Annotated in this window: 20 protein-coding genes; 9 read left to right on the forward strand and 11 right to left on the reverse strand. The window is 61.6% G+C overall.

Going from position 1 to position 18,164, the window contains the following annotated elements:
- Positions 1 to 66: 66 nt before the first annotated feature.
- The 3 genes from AC0L3P_RS22545 to AC0L3P_RS22555 are packed head-to-tail and all read right to left on the reverse strand — an operon-like array spanning position 67 to position 2,071.
- On the reverse strand, positions 67 to 474 hold the full coding sequence (locus tag AC0L3P_RS22545) for an ACT domain-containing protein (protein ID WP_275167936.1): 408 nt from the start codon (positions 472 to 474) through the stop codon (positions 67 to 69).
- The gene (locus AC0L3P_RS22550) at positions 474 to 1,763 is read right to left on the reverse strand and encodes a DNA polymerase IV (protein ID WP_275167935.1); all 1,290 of its coding nucleotides are present in this window, start codon (positions 1,761 to 1,763) and stop codon (positions 474 to 476) included. Before AC0L3P_RS22550 ends, AC0L3P_RS22545 begins: the two co-directional genes overlap by 1 nt.
- Complete coding sequence (locus AC0L3P_RS22555; RefSeq protein ID WP_275167934.1) at positions 1,760 to 2,071, reverse strand: DUF3572 domain-containing protein; 312 nt, start codon at positions 2,069 to 2,071, stop codon at positions 1,760 to 1,762. Before AC0L3P_RS22555 ends, AC0L3P_RS22550 begins: the two co-directional genes overlap by 4 nt.
- Before the next feature lie 241 nt (positions 2,072 to 2,312).
- Here AC0L3P_RS22555 and AC0L3P_RS22560 point away from each other — a divergent pair, with 241 nt between their 5' ends.
- Complete coding sequence (locus AC0L3P_RS22560; protein ID WP_007603272.1) at positions 2,313 to 2,678, forward strand: response regulator; 366 nt, start codon at positions 2,313 to 2,315, stop codon at positions 2,676 to 2,678.
- Between the two features lie 14 nt (positions 2,679 to 2,692).
- On the forward strand, positions 2,693 to 4,066 hold the full coding sequence (locus AC0L3P_RS22565) for a PleD family two-component system response regulator (protein WP_018455158.1): 1,374 nt from the start codon (positions 2,693 to 2,695) through the stop codon (positions 4,064 to 4,066).
- Positions 4,067 to 4,313: 247 nt separating this feature from the next.
- Here the strand turns inward: AC0L3P_RS22565 and AC0L3P_RS22570 are convergent, their stop codons facing one another.
- Positions 4,314 to 4,685 carry a hypothetical protein gene (locus AC0L3P_RS22570; protein ID WP_473305105.1) on the reverse strand — a complete coding sequence of 124 codons (372 nt, stop codon included), beginning with the start codon at positions 4,683 to 4,685 and terminating at the stop codon, positions 4,314 to 4,316.
- A gap of 281 nt (positions 4,686 to 4,966) precedes the next feature.
- On the opposite strand from AC0L3P_RS22570, the gene AC0L3P_RS22575 reads away from it, so the two are divergent.
- Positions 4,967 to 5,164, forward strand: coding sequence for a hypothetical protein (locus AC0L3P_RS22575; protein ID WP_275167932.1), 198 nt, complete (start codon positions 4,967 to 4,969; stop codon positions 5,162 to 5,164).
- A gap of 442 nt (positions 5,165 to 5,606) precedes the next feature.
- Here AC0L3P_RS22575 and AC0L3P_RS22580 read toward each other — a convergent pair whose 3' ends face one another.
- Entirely contained in the window at positions 5,607 to 6,215 is a 609-nt protein-coding gene (locus tag AC0L3P_RS22580; protein WP_275167931.1) for a TetR/AcrR family transcriptional regulator, read from the reverse strand.
- 130 nt (positions 6,216 to 6,345) lie between these two features.
- Between AC0L3P_RS22580 and AC0L3P_RS22585 the strand changes: the two genes are divergently transcribed.
- Entirely contained in the window at positions 6,346 to 7,584 is a 1,239-nt protein-coding gene (locus AC0L3P_RS22585; protein WP_275167930.1) for an MFS transporter, read from the forward strand.
- 199 nt (positions 7,585 to 7,783) lie between these two features.
- Complete coding sequence (locus tag AC0L3P_RS22590) at positions 7,784 to 8,116, forward strand: hypothetical protein (protein ID WP_275167929.1); 333 nt, start codon at positions 7,784 to 7,786, stop codon at positions 8,114 to 8,116.
- 163 nt (positions 8,117 to 8,279) lie between these two features.
- On the opposite strand, the gene AC0L3P_RS22595 is transcribed toward AC0L3P_RS22590, so the two are convergent.
- Complete coding sequence (locus AC0L3P_RS22595) at positions 8,280 to 9,593, reverse strand: serine hydrolase domain-containing protein (protein WP_473305113.1); 1,314 nt, start codon at positions 9,591 to 9,593, stop codon at positions 8,280 to 8,282.
- Between the two features lie 375 nt (positions 9,594 to 9,968).
- Here AC0L3P_RS22595 and AC0L3P_RS22600 point away from each other — a divergent pair, with 375 nt between their 5' ends.
- Together AC0L3P_RS22600 and AC0L3P_RS22605 are read left to right on the forward strand one after the other, a co-directional pair.
- A complete protein-coding gene (locus tag AC0L3P_RS22600; RefSeq protein WP_275167927.1) occupies positions 9,969 to 10,691 on the forward strand; it encodes a Clp protease N-terminal domain-containing protein in 723 nt (240 codons plus the stop codon).
- Positions 10,692 to 11,380: 689 nt separating this feature from the next.
- Complete coding sequence (locus AC0L3P_RS22605) at positions 11,381 to 11,701, forward strand: DUF6572 domain-containing protein (protein WP_275167926.1); 321 nt, start codon at positions 11,381 to 11,383, stop codon at positions 11,699 to 11,701.
- Between the two features lie 248 nt (positions 11,702 to 11,949).
- Here the strand turns inward: AC0L3P_RS22605 and AC0L3P_RS22610 are convergent, their stop codons facing one another.
- The 3 genes from AC0L3P_RS22610 to AC0L3P_RS22620 all read right to left on the reverse strand — a co-directional run bounded on the left by AC0L3P_RS22610 (position 11,950) and on the right by AC0L3P_RS22620 (position 15,018).
- On the reverse strand, positions 11,950 to 13,173 hold the full coding sequence (locus tag AC0L3P_RS22610; protein WP_473305121.1) for an acyltransferase family protein: 1,224 nt from the start codon (positions 13,171 to 13,173) through the stop codon (positions 11,950 to 11,952).
- Positions 13,174 to 13,303: 130 nt separating this feature from the next.
- A complete protein-coding gene (locus AC0L3P_RS22615) occupies positions 13,304 to 13,972 on the reverse strand; it encodes a helix-turn-helix domain-containing protein (protein ID WP_275167924.1) in 669 nt (222 codons plus the stop codon).
- Between the two features lie 905 nt (positions 13,973 to 14,877).
- Entirely contained in the window at positions 14,878 to 15,018 is a 141-nt protein-coding gene (locus tag AC0L3P_RS22620) for a hypothetical protein (RefSeq protein ID WP_275167923.1), read from the reverse strand.
- Between the two features lie 265 nt (positions 15,019 to 15,283).
- Between AC0L3P_RS22620 and AC0L3P_RS22625 the strand changes: the two genes are divergently transcribed.
- Both AC0L3P_RS22625 and AC0L3P_RS22630 read left to right on the forward strand, forming a co-directional pair.
- The gene (locus AC0L3P_RS22625; protein WP_275167922.1) at positions 15,284 to 15,523 is read left to right on the forward strand and encodes a DUF378 domain-containing protein; all 240 of its coding nucleotides are present in this window, start codon (positions 15,284 to 15,286) and stop codon (positions 15,521 to 15,523) included.
- A gap of 10 nt (positions 15,524 to 15,533) precedes the next feature.
- The gene (locus AC0L3P_RS22630) at positions 15,534 to 16,178 is read left to right on the forward strand and encodes a hypothetical protein (protein ID WP_275167921.1); all 645 of its coding nucleotides are present in this window, start codon (positions 15,534 to 15,536) and stop codon (positions 16,176 to 16,178) included.
- Positions 16,179 to 16,273: 95 nt separating this feature from the next.
- On the opposite strand, the gene rpmG is transcribed toward AC0L3P_RS22630, so the two are convergent.
- Both rpmG and AC0L3P_RS22640 read right to left on the reverse strand, forming a co-directional pair.
- On the reverse strand, positions 16,274 to 16,441 hold the full coding sequence (rpmG, locus tag AC0L3P_RS22635; protein WP_007603295.1) for a 50S ribosomal protein L33: 168 nt from the start codon (positions 16,439 to 16,441) through the stop codon (positions 16,274 to 16,276).
- A 124-nt stretch (positions 16,442 to 16,565) separates the two neighbouring features.
- Entirely contained in the window at positions 16,566 to 17,891 is a 1,326-nt protein-coding gene (locus tag AC0L3P_RS22640; protein WP_275167920.1) for an LLM class flavin-dependent oxidoreductase, read from the reverse strand.
- Positions 17,892 to 18,164 lie beyond the last annotated feature (273 nt).

Below are 18,164 nucleotides of genomic sequence, written 5' to 3' on the forward strand. Positions count from 1 at the left end.
CCCGCCCAAGCGGGGATGCTGTGCCCGCGGATACAAGGCCCCGGATTACGCTGCGCTCCATCCGGGCTACGAGTGCGTCGCCTTGGACATCTCTTGCAGGACAGCCATCGCGTCGTCCGCCCTGTCAGCCGGCACAAACAGATGATCGTGGTGGAACGCCGAAACGGCGTTCACGCTGATGCCGGCTGTGGCGAGGCGTGCCGTGATCGTCGCCAGAAAGCCCACCGCATCGAGTGCGGAGTGAACCGTCAGGGTGATCAGGCTCGATGCAAATGCGTAGCATAGCCCCGCCGCTTCGGCCTGTTCGCGAGGGATCACCAGCGTCGTTCCTTCCTGCTCGCGGAACGTCAGCAAGGGGCTGAGCGCCGCGGGAATCAACTGATCTGTCGGGATCGTGCAGAACACGAAAATGCCCGGCCGCCGATCCGGCTTCATGTCTCTCAGCAGTGCATTGAGGTCGCGTTCGCCTGTCATCACTCCTGGGCCTTTTCCGGCCCCTCATATGCGATGCCGCGGATCACTGCGGCGCTGCCGAATTTCTTGCGCAAGCTGTCCACCGCGCGCTCGGCGTGGGCGGCGCGGCGGTCGAGCATGTCGGTGTCATCGGCGACTGAACCCTCGCGAAGGGCGCTGACGCCGGCGCCCATCAGGCGGAAGGCGGTGCCGTCGATCTCTTTCGCCAGCATCTCGCGGCAGATCGAGAAGATCTTCGCGGCAAGCTGCGTCGGGGCCATAATCGACTGCGAGCGCGTGCGTTGGCGGAAATCGGCGGTCTTCAGCTTCAGCGTGACGGTCGAGCCGGCGAGCTCGCTGCTCTTGAGGCGAGACGACGTCTTCTCGCAGAGCCGCCACAAAATCTTCTCCAGCGTCGCGAAGTCGCGGATGTCGGTCTCGAACGTCGTCTCGCTCGAAATCGTCTTTGCGCCCCGATCAGGCTCGACACGGCGGTCGTCGATGCCGCGCGCCAGCCGCCACAGCCTGCGGCCGTCACTCGGAAACTGCCGCATCATCTCGATCTCGTCGGCCTTCTGCAGGTCGGCGATGATGCGGAAGCCGCGTTGCACCAGACGCTCCTGCGTCGCGGGGCCAACGCCGAAGATGAAACCGACCGGCTTGTCCGCCAGCATCGCGCGCGCTTCCTCCTGGTCGAGCGCGGCAAACCCGCGCGGCTTGTCGAGGTCGGAGGCGATCTTGGCCAGGAACTTGTTGCAGGAGAGGCCGACCGAAACGGTGATGCCGATGTCGCGCTCGATGTTGCGCGCGAACCGCGCCAGCACCTTGGCCGGGATCATGCCGTGCACCCGCTCGGTGCCGGAGAGGTCGAGGAAAGCCTCGTCGATCGAGAGGGGCTCGACCAGCGGCGTCAGCGCCTGCATGGCTTGGCGCACCTCGCGCCCGACCCGGACATATTTCGCCATGTCCGGCGGGATCACGGCCGCGTGCGGGCAGGCTTCCAGCGCCTTGTACATCGGCATGGCCGAGCGCACGCCGTAGGTGCGCGCGATATAGCAGGCGGCCGACACCACGCCGCGCTTGCCCCCGCCGATGATGACGGGCTTGTCGGCGATATCAGGATTGTCGCGCTTCTCGACGGTCGCGTAGAAGGCGTCGCAGTCGATATGGGCGATGGTCAGGCTTGCGAGCGCGCGGTGGCGGGCGAGGCGGGGGGAACCGCAGGCGGAACAGCGCCGCACGCCGATATCCAGATCGGCCGAACAATCCCGGCAGAAGCAGCGGGGCCCGGCCGTCTCCAGGGAGGTCACGGCACGTCGCGCTCCCAATTGGGGTCGCCGAGCGCGTCGCCGAGCACCTGCCGCGCTGCGGCAACGTTGGTCGGATGCAGTTCCGCGGACGAGGCAAAGGCCTTCACCGTGGCGTCATCGCGCATCACGAAATCGAGCACGCTGAGCAGGAAATTGGGGTCCGAGGCGGCATTGCGCAGCATCTCGGGGCCGACCCCTGTCTCGGCCAGGAACAGGCCCAGCCGCTCGGGTTCGGCCGCGACGAAAGACAGCGCCTGAAGCGCAACGATTTCAGCGACTTCGCGGGGGTTGTGAACAGGCTTTTTCACGTGGCCGGTTTGCCTTTCCGTTAACTTTCGGTGTCTACTTTGGGGCCACCATGCCCGAGTCTCGTTCCTGAGTCTTGCGACCCCCGACAAGCAACTGGAAACCACATCGCGGAAAGTCGGCCCTCGGGTTTAACGAAACTCAAGCGAATTCGAGGCTAGTTTGAATCCAGTTTTCGAAGCGCCGGCGACCGGCGCCTGAGGCGTCACATGCATCGGTCTGCGGACCAATCAGGAGGGCGGGATGGCTAAGACCGTCCTGATCGTGGAAGACAACGAGCTCAACATGAAGCTCTTCCGCGACCTGTTGGAGGCGCACGGCTACCAGACCACCGGCACCAGCAACGGCTACGAGGCGCTCGACCTCGTTCGCAAGATGCGGCCCGACCTCGTGCTGATGGACATCCAATTGCCGCAGGTCTCGGGCCTGGAGGTGACGCGCTGGATCAAGGACGATCCGGAGCTGCGCAGTATTCCCGTCGTCGCCGTCACGGCGTTCGCGATGAAGGGCGACGAAGAGCGCATCCGCGAGGGCGGCTGCGAGGCCTATTTGTCCAAGCCGATCTCGGTCGGCAAATTCATTGAGACGGTCCGACGTTTCATCGGATAGGAAGTGAGTTCACAGTGTCCGCGCGTATCCTCGTCGTCGACGACGTCCCTGCCAACGTCAAGCTGCTCGAAGCCCGCCTGTCCGCCGAATATTTCGACGTGATGACCGCCGCGAACGGCACCGAGGCGCTGGCGATCTGCGCCCGCGCCGAATGCGATATCATCCTGCTTGACGTCATGATGCCGGACATGGACGGTTTCGAGGTCTGCCGCCGCCTCAAGACCGATCCGGCCACGCATCACATTCCCGTCGTGATGGTCACCGCGCTCGACAGCCCGTCCGACCGCAACCGCGGGCTGGAGGCCGGTGCCGACGATTTCCTGACAAAGCCCGTCTCCGACGTCGTGCTGATCGCGCGCGTGCGCTCGCTGACCCGGCTGAAGATGATGACCGACGAGCTGCGCATGCGCGCCATCACCTCGCTCGAGATCGGCATGCAGGCGCCCGAGCGCAGTGCAATCTCCGACACCGGCAAGGGCGGCCGCATCCTGCTGGTCGACGACCGCCAGTCCTCCTATGAGCGGCTGGCGACGATCCTCGCCGCCGAGCACACCATCGACGTCGAGCCGAACCCGACGGAGGCGCTGTTCCACGCCGCCGAAGGCAATTACGATCTGCTGATCGTCTCGCTCGACCTCAACAATTTCGACGGCTTGCGGCTGTGCAGCCAGGCGCGCTCGCTGGAGCGCACGCGGCATGTGCCGATCCTGGCGATCGCCGACCCCGAGAACGCGACGCGGCTGCTGCGTGGGCTCGAAATCGGGGTCAACGACTATCTGCTGCGTCCCATCGACAAGATCGAGCTGCTGGCGCGTGCCCGCACCCAGATCCGCCGCCGCCGCTACACCGACCATCTGCGCGACAACGTGCAGAACTCGATCGAGATGGCGATCACGGACGCGCTCACCGGGCTGCACAATCGCCGCTACATGGAGAGCCATCTCGCGACGCTGGCCGAGCAGGCCGCGACCCGCGGCAAGCCGCTGGCGCTGATGATCCTGGACATCGACTACTTCAAATCGATCAACGACAATTACGGCCACGACGCCGGCGACGACGTGCTGCGCGAATTCGCCGTGCGGGTGCGCAAGTCGATCCGCGGCATTGACCTTGCCTGCCGCTACGGCGGCGAGGAATTCGTCATCGTGATGCCCGAGACCGATCTCCACGTCGCCGGCATGGTCGCCGAGCGCCTGCGCCGCTCGATCGCCGGCGAGCCCTTTGCGATCCACAAGGGCACCAAGCGCATCGAGGTCACGATCTCGATCGGCCTGACCACGCTGGAGCAGAAGGGCGAGGCGGTTGGCGACGTGCTCAAGCGCGCCGACACCGCGCTCTATCGCGCCAAGCACGACGGCCGCAATCGCGTGGTGTCGCACGCGGCCTGAGGCTGCTCGCACAGGCCGGCGCAAAAAAACGCGAAAACAACCCCATGCACAGTAGCCGGCGCCAGCTAAATCAATAGCTTACGCGGGGGGCAAAACGGCTGAAGCAGGCGGCATGCCGTTTGACTCGTCGGGCAAAACAGGAGCATGCTGGTAGCATTCCGAACATCCCACAAACTTCGCCGTCATTCCCGCACAAGCGGGGAATCCAGCATGCCACGGCGGGACAAGCGGGCGTCCACCCTTCAAGTCAGGGAGGATACGGCTCCGACCATTCTGCCTTGGCCAGGGCCGCGCCGGTGCTGGACTTTGCGATGATTTCGTAAGTGTGCAGGCCGGAATTGCAGGGGCCCCAGGTTCGTAAGCTCTCCGGCTTCACGATGTTATCTGAAGGAAATGGGATCTCCTGGCCCCCCATCTCGTAGTTCTTCTCTCTGCGAAACTTGACGACGATCGTGCGCGTGCCGGGCGGAACACTTTTCATCTTGATTTCGGGATTTGGAAAGACGGTGGTGCAGGGCCGCGGAGGTCCAAACGTGAATTGGATGTTCATCTCGTCAGCCCAGACCGGGGTGCAGATGATCAGAAATGAAAATGATAGCAATGACGACAGTTTGGTCATGGCACGCCCCAAAAGAAACCAGTGTATCGGCAGGGCCGCCTGATGCCAAGTTTACCCCATGTCTCCCCCTCGCAGCCCTTGGCCTTCCACTCCCTTCAGCACGTCACAGAAAGGCCCGCCGTAGCGGGCCCTGTGGAGATGGACAAAGTCCGGATTACTTCTGATCGACGTTGCTCGTCCCCGAACCTGGCGTACCGATCGGCAAGCCGTTCGCCGCATGACCGACGCCAACGCCCGGCGCACTGACGGCTCCAGGAGTTTGATCTTGCGGAAGCGTCTTGATGCCCGTCCTTGCTTGCTCGGCGGGGCTCATCTGGCCCCTGTTGTCGCTGTTGGCACCGTTGGTTGCCGTGATGCCGGACCTGTCGCTCCCGTTTTGCGTGCCCGTCTGTGTCGACCCGGACGCGGTGCCGCTCGTGCCTGAGCTGCCCGGTGCGGCCGGTGTGCTCGTGGTGTTGCCGTTCGGCGTCGGGGGCTGAACGTTCGGGTTGGTTGGAGAGTTGTTGGTGTGAGCGCCGGTTGAGGTTCCGTTTGTGCCCATGCCGGATGGCGCCGAGGGGCCTCCATTGGCGGCGCCAGACGTGCCAGTGCCCGCGCCTGAGCTCGCGGATGATCCGGACGCGCCGCCGCTCGCGGCCGCACCACCGCCGGCACCACCACCACCACCACCACCTCCGCCTTGTGCGAGGACGGGAGCGGCAACAGCGAAGGACAGCGCGGCTGTAAGAAGAAGCGTTTTTCGATTCATGACCTTCTCCGTGTAAAGAAGGTCAACTACGCCGAAATGGCGATGGTTCCTTTCAGTTCACTTCCTTCAACAGATCAAAGGTGAAGCACGGCAGCTGGATTGGACGTTGGGGGGCGTGCTCGCCTACCCGGACTTCTTGCGGCGGCCGATCGGGTTCTGATCTTGCAGCTGCTTCAGGGATGCTGGGCCGGCCGCTTGCCTGCCTTCACCGCAGCCTCATTGCCCACCTCCACCCCCGCATTCCGCAATAACACCGTCGCCACTTCCTTGGCGGCGCGGGCCATTGCGGGGTCGTCGCGGACGAGGTCCTGCGCGATCGAGCCGTCGACCAGCAGCACGAGCTGCGTTGCGAGCGCCTCCGCGTTCGCAACGCCGAGCTCGTTGAGGCGGTCACGAAACCAGATGCGGCGGCTTTCCTTGAAGGCGATTGCGATCTTCTTCACGGCGCGGTCGGCCGGGCCAAGCTCGGCGACCGCATTCACGAACGGGCAGCCGCGAAAATCTTTTGCGGCGAAGCGGCGCTCCAGCGAATCGAAGGTGGCGAGGATCTGTTCGGCCGGGGGTTTGTCGGAGGGGCGGGGCTGCACGAAACGGCGCTCCAGATAGGCCGCGATCAGTGCGTCCTTGGAGGGGAAGTGGTTGTAGAGCGTGCGCTTGGAGATGCCGATCTCGGCCGCGATGGTGTCGACGCCGATGGCACGAATGCCCTGCAGATAGAACAGCTTGTCGGCGGTCTCGAGGATCCGCTCTTTCATCGTCTGTGGGGCGGGCGGGGGAGCCATGCGGCGGTGAATGTCCTTGTTCGCTTGACAGCGCACGTTAACCATAGCCTAAGTACACAGGTCTGTGTAACCAAAATCAACTGATATTGCAGACGACGGCGCCCCCGCCGCGCCGATGAGGGAGACAAAAATGCCCCTGTTGCAGGTCCTGCGCCCGACCTTGCCCATCCTGATCGGCGCCTCGATCATGCTGACGCTGAGCATGGGGCTGCGGCAGAGTCTCGGCATCTTCATGCAGCCGCTGACCCACGACATTCATCTGTCGATCTCCGACTTCACGCTGGCGCTGGCCGTGCAAAATCTCGCCTGGGGCTTTCTCCAGCCGCTCGCGGGCGCGATGACCACGCGCTACGGCTTCCGTCCCATCATGATCGCAGGCTCGTTCATGTACATCGCGGGCCTGGTGCTGATGGCAACCGCGAACGGCCTCGTCGCCATCATGATCGGCGCCGGCGTGCTGATCGGGACGTCGCTGGCCTGCACCGCGGCCGCGATCGCGATGTCGGTGGCGGCGCGCGCGGTTCCCGCGACGGTGCGCTCCACCGTGCTTGGCATCGTCTCCGGCGCTGGCTCGCTCGGCGCGCTCCTGTCGGCGCCGATCGGGCAGATGCTCAACGAGGGCTTCGGCTGGCGCGTCGGGCTCGCCGGCTTCGTGGTGATGTCGGTGCTGATGATCCCGGCGGCCTGGTATGCCGGGCGCGTCGACGCGGTCCCGCTGCCGAAGCCCGCGACTGACGAGATCGTCGATGCCACGGCCATGATCGCGGCGAAGACCGCGTTCGGCAACGCGTCATTCGTGGTCATGACCTGCGCCTATCTCGTCTGCGGCATGCAACTCGTGTTCCTCACGACGCACCTGCCGTCCTATCTCGCGATCTGCGGCCTCGATCCGATGCTGAGCGCGCAGACGCTCGGCATGATCGGCGGCTTCAACGTGCTCGGCTCGCTGTTCTTCGGCTGGGCCGGCCAGCGCTGGAACAAGCTCGCGCTGCTCGGCGGCATCTACATCTTCCGCTCACTCGCGCTGGCCTGGTACTTCATGCTGCCGGCGACGCCTGCCTCGACCTTGCTGTTCGGGGCGATCATGGGCTTCCTGTGGATGGGTGTCGGCCCGCTGGTCGCGGGCGCGGTCGCCGAGATGTTCGGCCTGCGCTGGCAGGCGATGATCCAGGGCCTCGCCTTCATGAGCCACCAGATCGGCAGCTTCCTCGGCGCGTATGGGGGAGGGGTGCTCTACGACGCGCTCGGCTCATATACGATGGCCTGGCGCATCGGCGTCGCGCTGGGACTGGCCGGCGGCATCGTGCAGGTGGCGTTCGCGCTGATCCGGCCGTCGCAGCCGCCGACGCCGGTGTTGCGGACGGCGTAGGGAGGGTGCTCGTAAGCGCCCGCTAATTTACAGCGGACGGCGCGCTGCTTGGTCGTGATCGGCCGCTTCTGAGCCGGAGCGGACCTGGCGACCACCAAATTGTACCGCTATTGGTCGATGGTGACGTGAGCGGTTATCGATCAATACGAGCAGGACGTGCGGCCGCCCCGTCATCGCCGGTCTAGCTCGGAGGCTAGCTGTGAGTAAGGTCAAAACTCCACGGGAAAAGAAGCAACTGAGCTACACAAACGACCGACGAAACACCTACGGCGAAAATCAGAAGAGCAGTCGAAAGAACATTCCGCGCAGCAAGCAGCTCTCGCATCAGGATGAGCGGCGGGCGGTGAGACAAGCCCTCATCGCTGCGCAGGGGGCCGTTGCGGACGAAGTTGCCGATGAAGCCCAGTCGCAAGCATTGCGCAAAGGTCGAATGAAGAAGCTGAAGGCGTTTCGCAAATCACCGGATACGCCACTAGGCGAAGTGATCGAGCGACGGTTGCGCAGGCGACAAACGAAGACGAGTAATGAATAATTGCCTGCGTGCGTCATCGCGGATGGACCACGCGCTTAACTAGACATCTGTGTAAGCCAAAAGCCATTTCCGCTATTGGCCCATAGCCGACCTGCCGTGCCCATCCGCCCGAGGACCGCTTGTGACCCAAAGCGGTCAATGCCGAGTTTGTTCCGAGCTACTATCAGCCTAGCTGATCGACCATTGCTGACCACAAGGCCCATGGCTCGTCTCGATGTACCGGGTCCTCAATTGCAGTGTGCACCATGACAATCTTGGAGGTCGGGTCAACGCAAATATACTGGCCTTTGAATCCTAACAACGCGAACTGCCGCCTCTCACCGGGAAACAGCCACAAAAGATAACCGTAACCAAATCTTTTCGTCGCCACGCCCGGTAGCAGATAGCCATCCGAAGCTCGACCGGTTGTTGCATCGATCATCCATTGCGTCGGAACGATCTGCTTGCCATTCCATGCGCCATCATGCGCCAGCAAACGCCCGAGCCGGGCGTAATCGCGCAGAACGGCATTGAAACCGAAATGTCCCAGTTCAAATCCTTCTGCGTCTACCAACCAAGTGGCATCCGCTTCCGCGCCGATCGGCTCCCATACTTTCTCGCGCAGATAGTCAGACGCTGACTTATCAACAGCACTATGAAGCACCATGCCGAGCACGTCGGCTTCAATGCTGGCGTAGTAAAATCTCGTTCCCGCTGGGGCGATTCGCTGATTGAATTGCACGATGCTCTTAATCGTGCCCAATTTCGTGTCCGGGAACGCGATCCCCATACCGTTCCACAGGCGATTGAGGTCACGTCCTCCGTCTCTTGTTTCACCGAAATCCACGCCTGAGGACATGTGCAGCAGATCGCGAATGGGCGTCCTGCCGTACTCGCTGCCCATAAAGCCCGGCACATAACCTTCGGGGATATCATTGACTGACTTGATCGCGCCCTCCGAGATGGCGATCCCGATCAACAGTCCGGTTATCGACTTGACCATGGACTGGGATACGAACCGATCTTGATCAGTTCGCGCGTACTGATAGCGCTCGAAGATAATCTGGTCGTCCTTCGCGATCAGCAGGCCAGTGACCGGATTGCGCGACATGTAGTCGAGGGGCGAAAGCTTGCTTCCCTGAAAATTGTAGTAAACTTCTGCCTTCGAGCACTTGAACTTCCAAGGCTTCACAGCTCGCTTGATGAGCCGTGTTGGATAGATGTTATCGATATGGGTGAATGCGCCGACACGGTATTTTGGCTCCCAAGGGTCGCCTTGCCTCCGCGCCTCCATAATGTCGGGAAGAGGATAACCATCTTTGGCTCCGTACAGCTCGGCGTTTGGACCTGTAGTGGAGAAAATCGGTCCGGCGCAGTCTTGCGTCTCGCCCGCGGAAGCTGGTTCTGCGGCTGCGGAGATGGGGCCGGCCAATGCACAGGCGACTGTAGCAGCCAGCGATGAAACAGCCTCACGACGGGAATATTGCTGCTCCGACATATAAATCCCCGAGGGCTCCCATTAGTAGAGACAAAATTGAGTGGAAACTTCAAGGAGTATGTCTCTAGTTGGCCTGGAGGAGACACTCGCGAAGGAGTCCGGCCAGTCAGCTTTAGAGGTTAGACGAGACATGGCCGAGACGCGGCTGAACCGACGCGATCGACCCCAGACGGACACGATCCATCTCGTCAGGAGCAATTGACAGCAGTTTGCAACAAGATCATGATGACTTGAGGTAGATACGACCTGCCGCTTGCGCCCCAATTGGGGATGGTGAACGTATCATCGATCTTTCTAAACCCTTTGCCCGAACGAACGGGTCAGCAACGCAAGCGCCTGGCACCTCGGCTTCGTTCAAGCAAAGGATGAAAGATCATGCGCGACTATCGCGACGCAAAGACCATGGCGCATACGGCCCGGGTCTTCCTCGGCGATCACGGCCTGAAGATCACCAATAGCCAAAGCCTTGAATTGATTGCCCAAGCGTTTGGCGCTGCGGACTGGAACACGCTTGCTGCTACAATTCGAGGCGAGGTCAGCACGCCCCGGGCCGAAGCGACAACGCCATCACCCGCAACGATCGATGCAGGGATCAGACCCCGAGTGTCTCGTTTCTCCAGCGAACTGGAACGCACGTTGCAGCGCGCTCTTGCTCATGGTGACGCGCGAAAGCATCAGTACACGACGTGTGAGCATCTGCTGCTCGCGCTAACCGATGATCCAAACGCCTCAAAGGTTATGCAGGCTTGCCGTGTCGATCTTATGGCGATCAAGAAAAGCCTGACCGACTATATTGACAATGATTTGCGATCCATCGTTGTCGAAACTGGCATATCCATAGGTGGATCTCGCCCCACGGCCGCGTTTCAGCGCGTAATGCAGCGCGCGGAGGCCCACGCCGAACAGATGGGACAGCAGGAGGTCACCGGCAATAATGTGCTGGTCGTCATCTTTGCCGAGCGGCTAAGCCCGGCGGTGCGGAGGCTTTACGGTCAGGACATGTCGGCGGAGGATGCAGCAAACTTCGTCGAACGAGGTATCGCTAAACGAAATGGCACCGCCGGCCTGAAACAGTACCGCGACCACTCGCGGAACTAATCCGCAGATTGGCCCAACTGCGAAGTTGCGCCGGGTCTGTCGGAGGTCCGCTCATCGTGGTCGAGCGGACCAGATTTGCTCAACCTGAGTTCTTCGCATTTTGACCCTGAGCGGTCCTTTGCCCTCCGAGACCATCATGTCTTATGTTCGCAGAACCTAGCGGCATCGAACAAGCGGAGCTAAGAGCCAGAATGCCGAGACATGTGTCGCTCGCACTCTTCCTTGCGTTGATGGCGATTGTTCAACCACTCGCTTCCGCACAAGACAAGCAATGCGTTCCGGTTAGGTGCCGCGCAGAATACCAGTTTACAACATGCGATAAGCCCCGTCCCGAAGCGAAGGTCCTTTCAGGCCGCGTACTTGGCGTGTCGAGGGAGTGTTCGAACGACATTGTCGAAATGGAAATTGAGCAATGGGAGGCGAACAAGGTACCGCCAGTCGACGTTGTCGTTCGGCCCTGCGGGCGCTTCGTGGGGGAAGTTGGTGATCGTGCTCAGGTCGCAGTGATGGAGCCCGCACCTCACGTCCGGCGCTATGATCTAGCATGCAGGTATTTCTGAAGGGCAGATTTCCGTTTCTGGCCCATAGCCGACCGACCGTGTGCATCCGGCCGAATGCCGCTTGTGACCCATTGCGGACATCGCGCAACGCGGGCAAGGTCAATGGCGAGCAGCGCAAGATTAAGCCAGATGACCGTTGAGAAAATCGAAGTTGTCGATTTTATCGGGATAGATGATCCCACCGGCAGAGCCGTCCTGACAATTTCAGATCACCTCCCGTGGGAGGACGTCAAATCCCACCTTTTTATCCTGCAAGAAAAGCTCAATGCCTATCTCCGCTTTATTGAATGCGGTGAGATGACCGCGAAACGTCCGGAGCTTGCAGGACGCGCAATTATAATTTCAGTGTTTTTAAAGTTTCCAATTCCAAACGAAGCCGAGTGGTTCTTTGCCAAGACCTTGGCCGCCATTGAGGCGGCAGGATTTGGTTTTGAAGTGCGGTCGCTATAAGACTCTCTCGGCAGGCGGCTGCTTTCGCGAAAGTCGCCTGTTGGCCCATAGCCGACATTGGTGCGGCACGGCTCAACATCGTCTCATGCGCGCACAGCGGAGGCGACGCTTCCAGAAGCGCGCCTCGCTCGTGCTTTCCTTGCCGGACGCAGCGCAGCGCTTCTTCAGCGGTGCGCTGCAGAGCCGGGACCTACGTCTCTGCAGCGTGCTGTGTCGCTTTCTGGGTCCAGGCTCTGCGCAGCAGCGTTTCACGCTGCAGCGCGTCCGGGACGCGAGAGGGAACGTGCGGGGTACAGTCGCAGCCCCTGCGCCAGTGCCGGGCGGCGGGATGCCGGCTGCCTTTCCGGCAGCTTTCCGAAATACGAAAGGGTTTGCATCAGCGCGCCTCTGACGGCGGGCTCGACCTTCGCGCAAATGAACCAGCAGACCAGAACAAGCATGCCCAGCGCGACCCGTACGGCCGAGGTGGCGTCCCAGCCGGCATCGACCAGGGCACGAATGATCGCGGTGCCAATGACGTTGTGCGTGAGATAGAGCGGATAGGTGATCAGTCCGAGCGTTCTCAAATAGGCTGGTGCTTCAGGAGAAGCTCTGCCCGCAGAGCGCCGGTGCCGGTTCGCGGCGAGGGCAATGAGGAGCACCGCAGCCGCCCACACCATGATCGGCACTAGGGCTGATTGATCCGCGATGGCGGGGATGGACGTCAAGAAAAACGAGGCAAAGAAGTAGATTTCCGCCGCGCCCGAAAGGCACGTGATGGCAATTGCGATCTGTTCGAGCACCGTCAATTGTCTGTTCGCGGAGATGAACAGCCAGATCCCCAGCGCAAAGAAGCAGCCATGCGTCAGCAGGAACGCCGCGCACGGCACCCGGAACATTAGAATGACCAGATAAGGCAAGTCGGACGGCGTCGTGCAAGACAGCACGAGCAGCGCGACGGCATTGAAGATTGCGCTGTAGATGGTGAGCCCCCAGGCCAGGTGCCGCAGGGTGATCCTCTTCGTGAGCATCGCGCAGAACACGAGACCATAAAATGCCGTCTCGGCGGCCAGCGTCCAGTAGACCTCGTCAAGCCATTGGCCTGTGACGCCCTTCGGGACCATCAGCATGGCGTGGATGTAGGGCAGAATGAATTCGGATGCGGGTCCGCTTCCGAAGAGGAGCAGAACGAGGAAGGTCGCGGTGGCGCAAACCCAGACCGCCGGATAAATCCTGAGCGCGCGGCCAAGGAGAAACTCGCCCGGCGAAGATGTGCTCGCGGAATTCGCGATGACGAAACCGGAAATGACAAAGAAGATTTCAACGCCGACCCAGCCGAACCATGTGTAGGGCGCGGCGGACGGGTAGAGAACATCGGCGGCGACGGTGCGCTCGAAACCCGGGACGCCGATCGAGGTCCAAGCCCAGGACCAGAACATCTGGTGAAACATGGCGACGCCGAGGGCGGCGGCGAAGCGCAGCGGATCCAGCAACGGCAAATGGCTCTTCACGGGAATGGACCAGGTTCATGCAACGATCCCGCTGGAGATATTGAAACCGGTCACGGCGCTCTGCGAGGTGGGTCACACTTGGTCTGTCCCGGGCCAAATGCATCAATTCCGCTCATTGATCGAACTCGGTCAATTTTGCTCGATCCCGCAATATGATTTGTCGCTGGGACTGCCCGATGAAGCTGAGAATGTCACGATCCCTGAGTTGTGACAGAGCACGTGACACCGTCTCCAGCGTCAGCCCCAAATAGTCGGCGATATCGCGACGGTTCATGGGGAGGCTCATAATTCCGGCCGCAGTCAAGCGGACGTCCATCTCGATCAAGAAAGCCGCGACCTTCTCGATTGCCGTTTTCCTTCCGAGTAACAGCATGTGAGTTTCGGCATGTTGAAGGCTGCCGGTGACGAGCCTGAGCACGTTGTTGGTCGTGGTCGCACTGCCACGCTCCTGCTCGGCGACATTTTGGCGATCGGTCAGGCGGACAATCGTTTCCACAATCGCTTCGGCGGTAAATCGGTGAACTGCACCGTTCTCGACGCCGAAGATATCACCGGGGAGATGAAAGGCCATAATCTGCCGCCGACCGTCGGCCAACAATTTATAGCTTCGAACCGCCCCGCTCTTGACCTGGTAAAGATATTGGATCGGCTCCGCCTCTCCGAAGATCTCGGTGCCGCGTCTATATTTGAATTCGCTGCAAAACACAGCGTGCCCGGCGAGCGCATTCAATTCGCTCGAGCTTGGCCGTTGAGGCACAATTTGTTGCTTTCTTACGAGCATCGTTCCTCCCCCGCTTGCGCGGAACCAAACTGAGGCTATGGGAAAGAACGGCAAGCAAGGTTGAGGGAGATCAAGTTCGATGCAATGAGCGCAGCGGTACTGCAGCAAGGCGAAAAGAAAAGCCGCCAGCTTTTGGGCAGGCTGGCGGCTCGTTGTTCGCTACGCCAGCGGTATGAACTAACGCGTGCGTCCTGACCGCTTGAGATCGGCGACCTTAAACCTGTTGCCGGCGGCCAGGCTGCTGCACAACCAGTGGGCCTTGTTGCGGCCTTCGCCCAAGAACGTCTTTGTTTCGACGCAACCCAGGTAAGATGTGTGGGTGATGGTGTCTCGGCAGGTTGGTGAGAAGGGTCCGTAGTCTAGTTGGCCGCCCGACTCGCTACATCCGATCCAAGGCTCCTTGCCTTTCGGAAAGCTCGATGCACAGCCACCGTTGCAGCTGCTGGCGACTTTCTCCAGGCTGGCAATTCTCCCCATCACAGAACCCGGCGCGTAAGAAGGCGTGCGCGCGGCTGACGTTTGAGCTGTTGGCGCAGTCCGACGCGGCGCAATTGTGTTTGCGCCCCGCACCAGCACGTGCGGCCTTGCCACCTGTTTCGGCGCGTCGACCGTGACAGGGGGAATCGTGGCGGCGGAGCCGGTTGGGATTTGCGACGCTGCCGGCGCGCACAGCAAGATTGTTGACAAGGCAGCGACGGCTGAAGGCACGACAAGGCTTGATGAGAATCTCATGACCATGTCCTTCCAAAGCCGGGACGGACATTCTGCCCGGCAAGTGCACGGTAACATACATTTAGCAGCGAGCAACCGGGGGTTGAGAGGATATTCCTGTCGACACGCGAGAGCCGGCATCGTGGCCAACAGATCGGCGAGGTTTTTGGGCTTGCCAATCTGAGGTCAGCTGGTCAGTCGCGCACCTTGGCGATATTCCGAGGCTGCTGACGCGCAACCTTGCCGGGCTTCTGTCCGGTCTTGTTTGCAAGATCAGGCACGTCCAGCAATTCGGTGTCGAGCTGGCGCTGGCTGTAGGACGCGTCGAAGATCACGAGCACAGTGGCGGCAATGACGAGACCGAATCCGCCGAACGCTGTTGCGTTCCGAACAACGCGAGCACTGCATTGTGGGGAATGATCACATCCAGCCCACCCGCGATCATCGTCAGCAGGAACAAAATGGCCGAGGCAAGACCGCTGAAGCAGGTCCTTTGATCCAGGTTCTTGCTTGATCCAAGTTAATGCGCGTTGGTGTTCTCAGGAACGGTGGCTGGCCGGGTGCTTTGACTGCGCGTGTTTTTTAGCTCGGAGGTCAATAATGCGCGCAGTCAACATCATCTCTTTGCTTCTGGTTATCGTCGGCGGTGTGAACTGGGGCCTGGTCGGACTTTTCGACTTTGATCTCGTGAGTGCCATCTTCGGCAACGGCGCGGCAGAGACCGCGACATCGTCGGCAGCATCCCGCGTGATCTATGTGGTCGTGGCGCTCTCGGCGATCTGGCAGATTGGAGCGCTCGCACGTACAGCGTCGGCGGACCGACAAGTCAGTTATCGGTGAACGCGGGCCGGTGGACCAGTTCGCAATTCTGGAAGGCAGCGCCCGGACAGGGCCGATCTACTTCCTGCCGTGGCGAACGGGGTTTGGGCTGGCGCAGAAGGTCGGATTAATTCCGAACTCCGCGTTCGCCGCCTGTTACCGCCTGCCAGACGATGTGGTCTGCCCAAATCCCCTGATCTGTGCGGCTCGCATCGGCGACATGGTCGACATTGCGGTTCGGCGTGCACGTTTGCATGACCTGCCGCGGGCCGTCGTGGGCTACAGCATGGGGACAGTTCCGGCGACGCTTGTCGCTGCAGCGCTCGGCGTACCGCTCTGGAGCTTCGCGTCGGCTGACAGGGGGGACCTCATGATATGGTCGAGCCCGGCTGCGCGTACGGTCCAGCGCGATGCGGTGCGCATGGGATTTTCGCGGAATGATTTCTCTATCGCGCTCAGGAATCTCAACCCGATCGATTCGATCCACAGTGTCCACCGGGATAGCCGGATTGTCGTTGGACGTTTTGACCGTCTCGTTCCGCGAGCCCGCAGCCAGGCGTTAGCGGAGAGGGCGCGTCGATACCTGCCTACGAAGAACGTCGTCGAACTGCCGCTTGGTCACCTCGGCGTGCTCGGGCTGAGCCCGTGGTTGCAGCGACGATGGATGGCCGGGTAACGGCCGCAGCGCGTCCGGCACCCGAGAGGCTGGGCGCAAAATGAAACGGGGCCCGAAAGGGCCCCGCGAAAGTCTTCTACGTTCCGCGATCTTGCTTACTTGATCTTGGCTTCGCGGAATTCGACGTGCTTGCGCGCGACGGGGTCGTACTTCTTCTTGACCAGCTTGTCGGTCATGGTGCGCGAATTCTTCTTGGCGACGTAGTAGAAGCCGGTGTCGGCCGAGGACACGAGCTTGACCTTGATGGTGACCGCTTTGGCCATGTTCAGAACCTCAGGAATGAAGGGAATCTGGAGCCGGCCAAATGGCCCGCGTTGGCCGGCAACCTAGCCAGAAACGGCTTGATGTCAAGATTTTAGGGGTCGGAAACCACTCAAATCGGCCCGATTACGCCTCGAAGAACCGGTTTTTAGGCCGGGGCAGGCCCAGATTCTCTCTCAAAGTGGGCCCTTCGTACTCTTTCCGGAAAATCCCGCGGCGCTGCAGCTCCGGGACCACCTTGTCGACGAAATCGTCGAGGCCGGCGGGCAGGAACGGGAACATGATGTTGAAGCCGTCGGAGCCGCGCCCGACCAGCCATTCCTCCATCTGGTCGGCGATGGTTTTGGCGGTGCCGACGAAGGACAGCCCGCCATAGCCGCCGACGCGCTGGGCGAGCTGGCGCACGGTGAGCTTGTCGCGGGCGGCGAGGTCGACCATGCGCTGCCGGCCGCTCTTGCTGGCATTGGTCTCGGGGATTTCGGGAAGCGGTCCATCCGGATCGAAGCCGGAGGCATCGGTGCCGAGAACGACCGAAAGCGAGGCGATGGCGCTGTCGTAGTGCACGCGGCTGTCGAGCAGCGCGCGCTTCTCCCTGGCCTCGTCGACGCTGTCGCCGACCACGACGAAGGCGCCGGGCAGGATCTTGAGGTGCTCAGGGTCGCGGCCGATCTTCGCCATGCGGCCCTTGACGTCGGCATAAAGCTTTTGGCTGTCGGCAAGGCTGCCGCCGCCGGTGAAGACGGCTTCCGCGGTCTCGGCGGCGAGCTGCCGGCCGTCCTCGGAGGCGCCAGCCTGCACAATCACCGGCCAGCCCTGGACCGGCCGGGCGATGTTGAGGGGACCGCGCACTTTCAAATATTTGCCTTGGTGGTCGAGCACATGCATCTTGGCGGGATCGACGAACACGCCGCTTTCGACGTCGCGCACGAAGGCGTCGTCGGCGAAGGAATCCCACAGGCCGGTGACGACGTCGTAGAACTCGCGGGCGCGCTTGTAGCGCTCGGCGTGCTCCATGTGGTCGTCGAGACCGAAATTCAGCGCCGCATCCGGGTTCGATGTGGTGACGATGTTCCAGCCCGCACGGCCGCCGCTGAGATGGTCGAGCGAGGCGAAGCGCCGCGCGACGTGATAGGGCTCGTCGAATGTGGTCGAGCCCGTCGCGATCAGGCCGATCCGCTCGGTGACGGCGGAGAGCGCCGACAACAGCGTGAAAGGTTCGAACGAGGTGACCGTGTGGCTGCGCTTGAGCGCATTGACCGGCATGTTCAAGACGGCGAGGTGATCGGCCATGAAGAAGGCGTCGAACTTGCCGGCCTCGAGCTTCTGGATCAGCGTCTTGATGTGGCCGAAGTTGAAATTGGCGTCCGGCCAGGCCCCGGGATAGCGCCAGGCGCCGGTGTGGATGCTGATCGGGCGCATGAACGCGCCAAGCTTGAGTTGCCGTTGTGCCATCGCCCGGTGTCCGTTCTTGGTGTCGTTCCGGAAGACATAGGCATGCCCTGGAACTCCGCCATCGGGGGAGGCGGGAAGATTATTTTGTTTTTGAGTGGCCGCTCAGCACATTCGCGTCATTCCGAGCTCGCACCCCGGAAGGTGAGCATCCATCGGGCCAGGCGCTCAAGCTTCCACATCGTCATGGCCGGGCTTGTCCCGGCCATCCACGCCTCACCGCATGGCGCAAAGAACGTGGATGCCCGGGACAAGCCCGGGCATGACGACCACCTG

Source organism: Bradyrhizobium sp. WSM4874 (genome assembly GCF_055811835.1).

Coding starts and splice junctions, on each gene's coding strand:
- AC0L3P_RS22545 (WP_275167936.1), bottom strand. CDS start 474: ATGACAGGCGAACGCGACCTCAATGCACTGCTGAGAGACATGAAGCCG.
- AC0L3P_RS22560 (WP_007603272.1), top strand. CDS start 2,313: ATGGCTAAGACCGTCCTGATCGTGGAAGACAACGAGCTCAACATGAAG.
- AC0L3P_RS22570 (WP_473305105.1), bottom strand. CDS start 4,685: ATGACCAAACTGTCGTCATTGCTATCATTTTCATTTCTGATCATCTGC.
- AC0L3P_RS22575 (WP_275167932.1), top strand. CDS start 4,967: ATGCCCGTCCTTGCTTGCTCGGCGGGGCTCATCTGGCCCCTGTTGTCG.
- AC0L3P_RS22580 (WP_275167931.1), bottom strand. CDS start 6,215: ATGGCTCCCCCGCCCGCCCCACAGACGATGAAAGAGCGGATCCTCGAG.
- AC0L3P_RS22585 (WP_275167930.1), top strand. CDS start 6,346: ATGCCCCTGTTGCAGGTCCTGCGCCCGACCTTGCCCATCCTGATCGGC.
- AC0L3P_RS22595 (WP_473305113.1), bottom strand. CDS start 9,593: ATGTCGGAGCAGCAATATTCCCGTCGTGAGGCTGTTTCATCGCTGGCT.
- AC0L3P_RS22600 (WP_275167927.1), top strand. CDS start 9,969: ATGCGCGACTATCGCGACGCAAAGACCATGGCGCATACGGCCCGGGTC.
- AC0L3P_RS22605 (WP_275167926.1), top strand. CDS start 11,381: ATGACCGTTGAGAAAATCGAAGTTGTCGATTTTATCGGGATAGATGAT.
- AC0L3P_RS22615 (WP_275167924.1), bottom strand. CDS start 13,972: ATGCTCGTAAGAAAGCAACAAATTGTGCCTCAACGGCCAAGCTCGAGC.
- AC0L3P_RS22625 (WP_275167922.1), top strand. CDS start 15,284: ATGCGCGCAGTCAACATCATCTCTTTGCTTCTGGTTATCGTCGGCGGT.
- rpmG (WP_007603295.1), bottom strand. CDS start 16,441: ATGGCCAAAGCGGTCACCATCAAGGTCAAGCTCGTGTCCTCGGCCGAC.
- AC0L3P_RS22640 (WP_275167920.1), bottom strand. CDS start 17,891: ATGGCACAACGGCAACTCAAGCTTGGCGCGTTCATGCGCCCGATCAGC.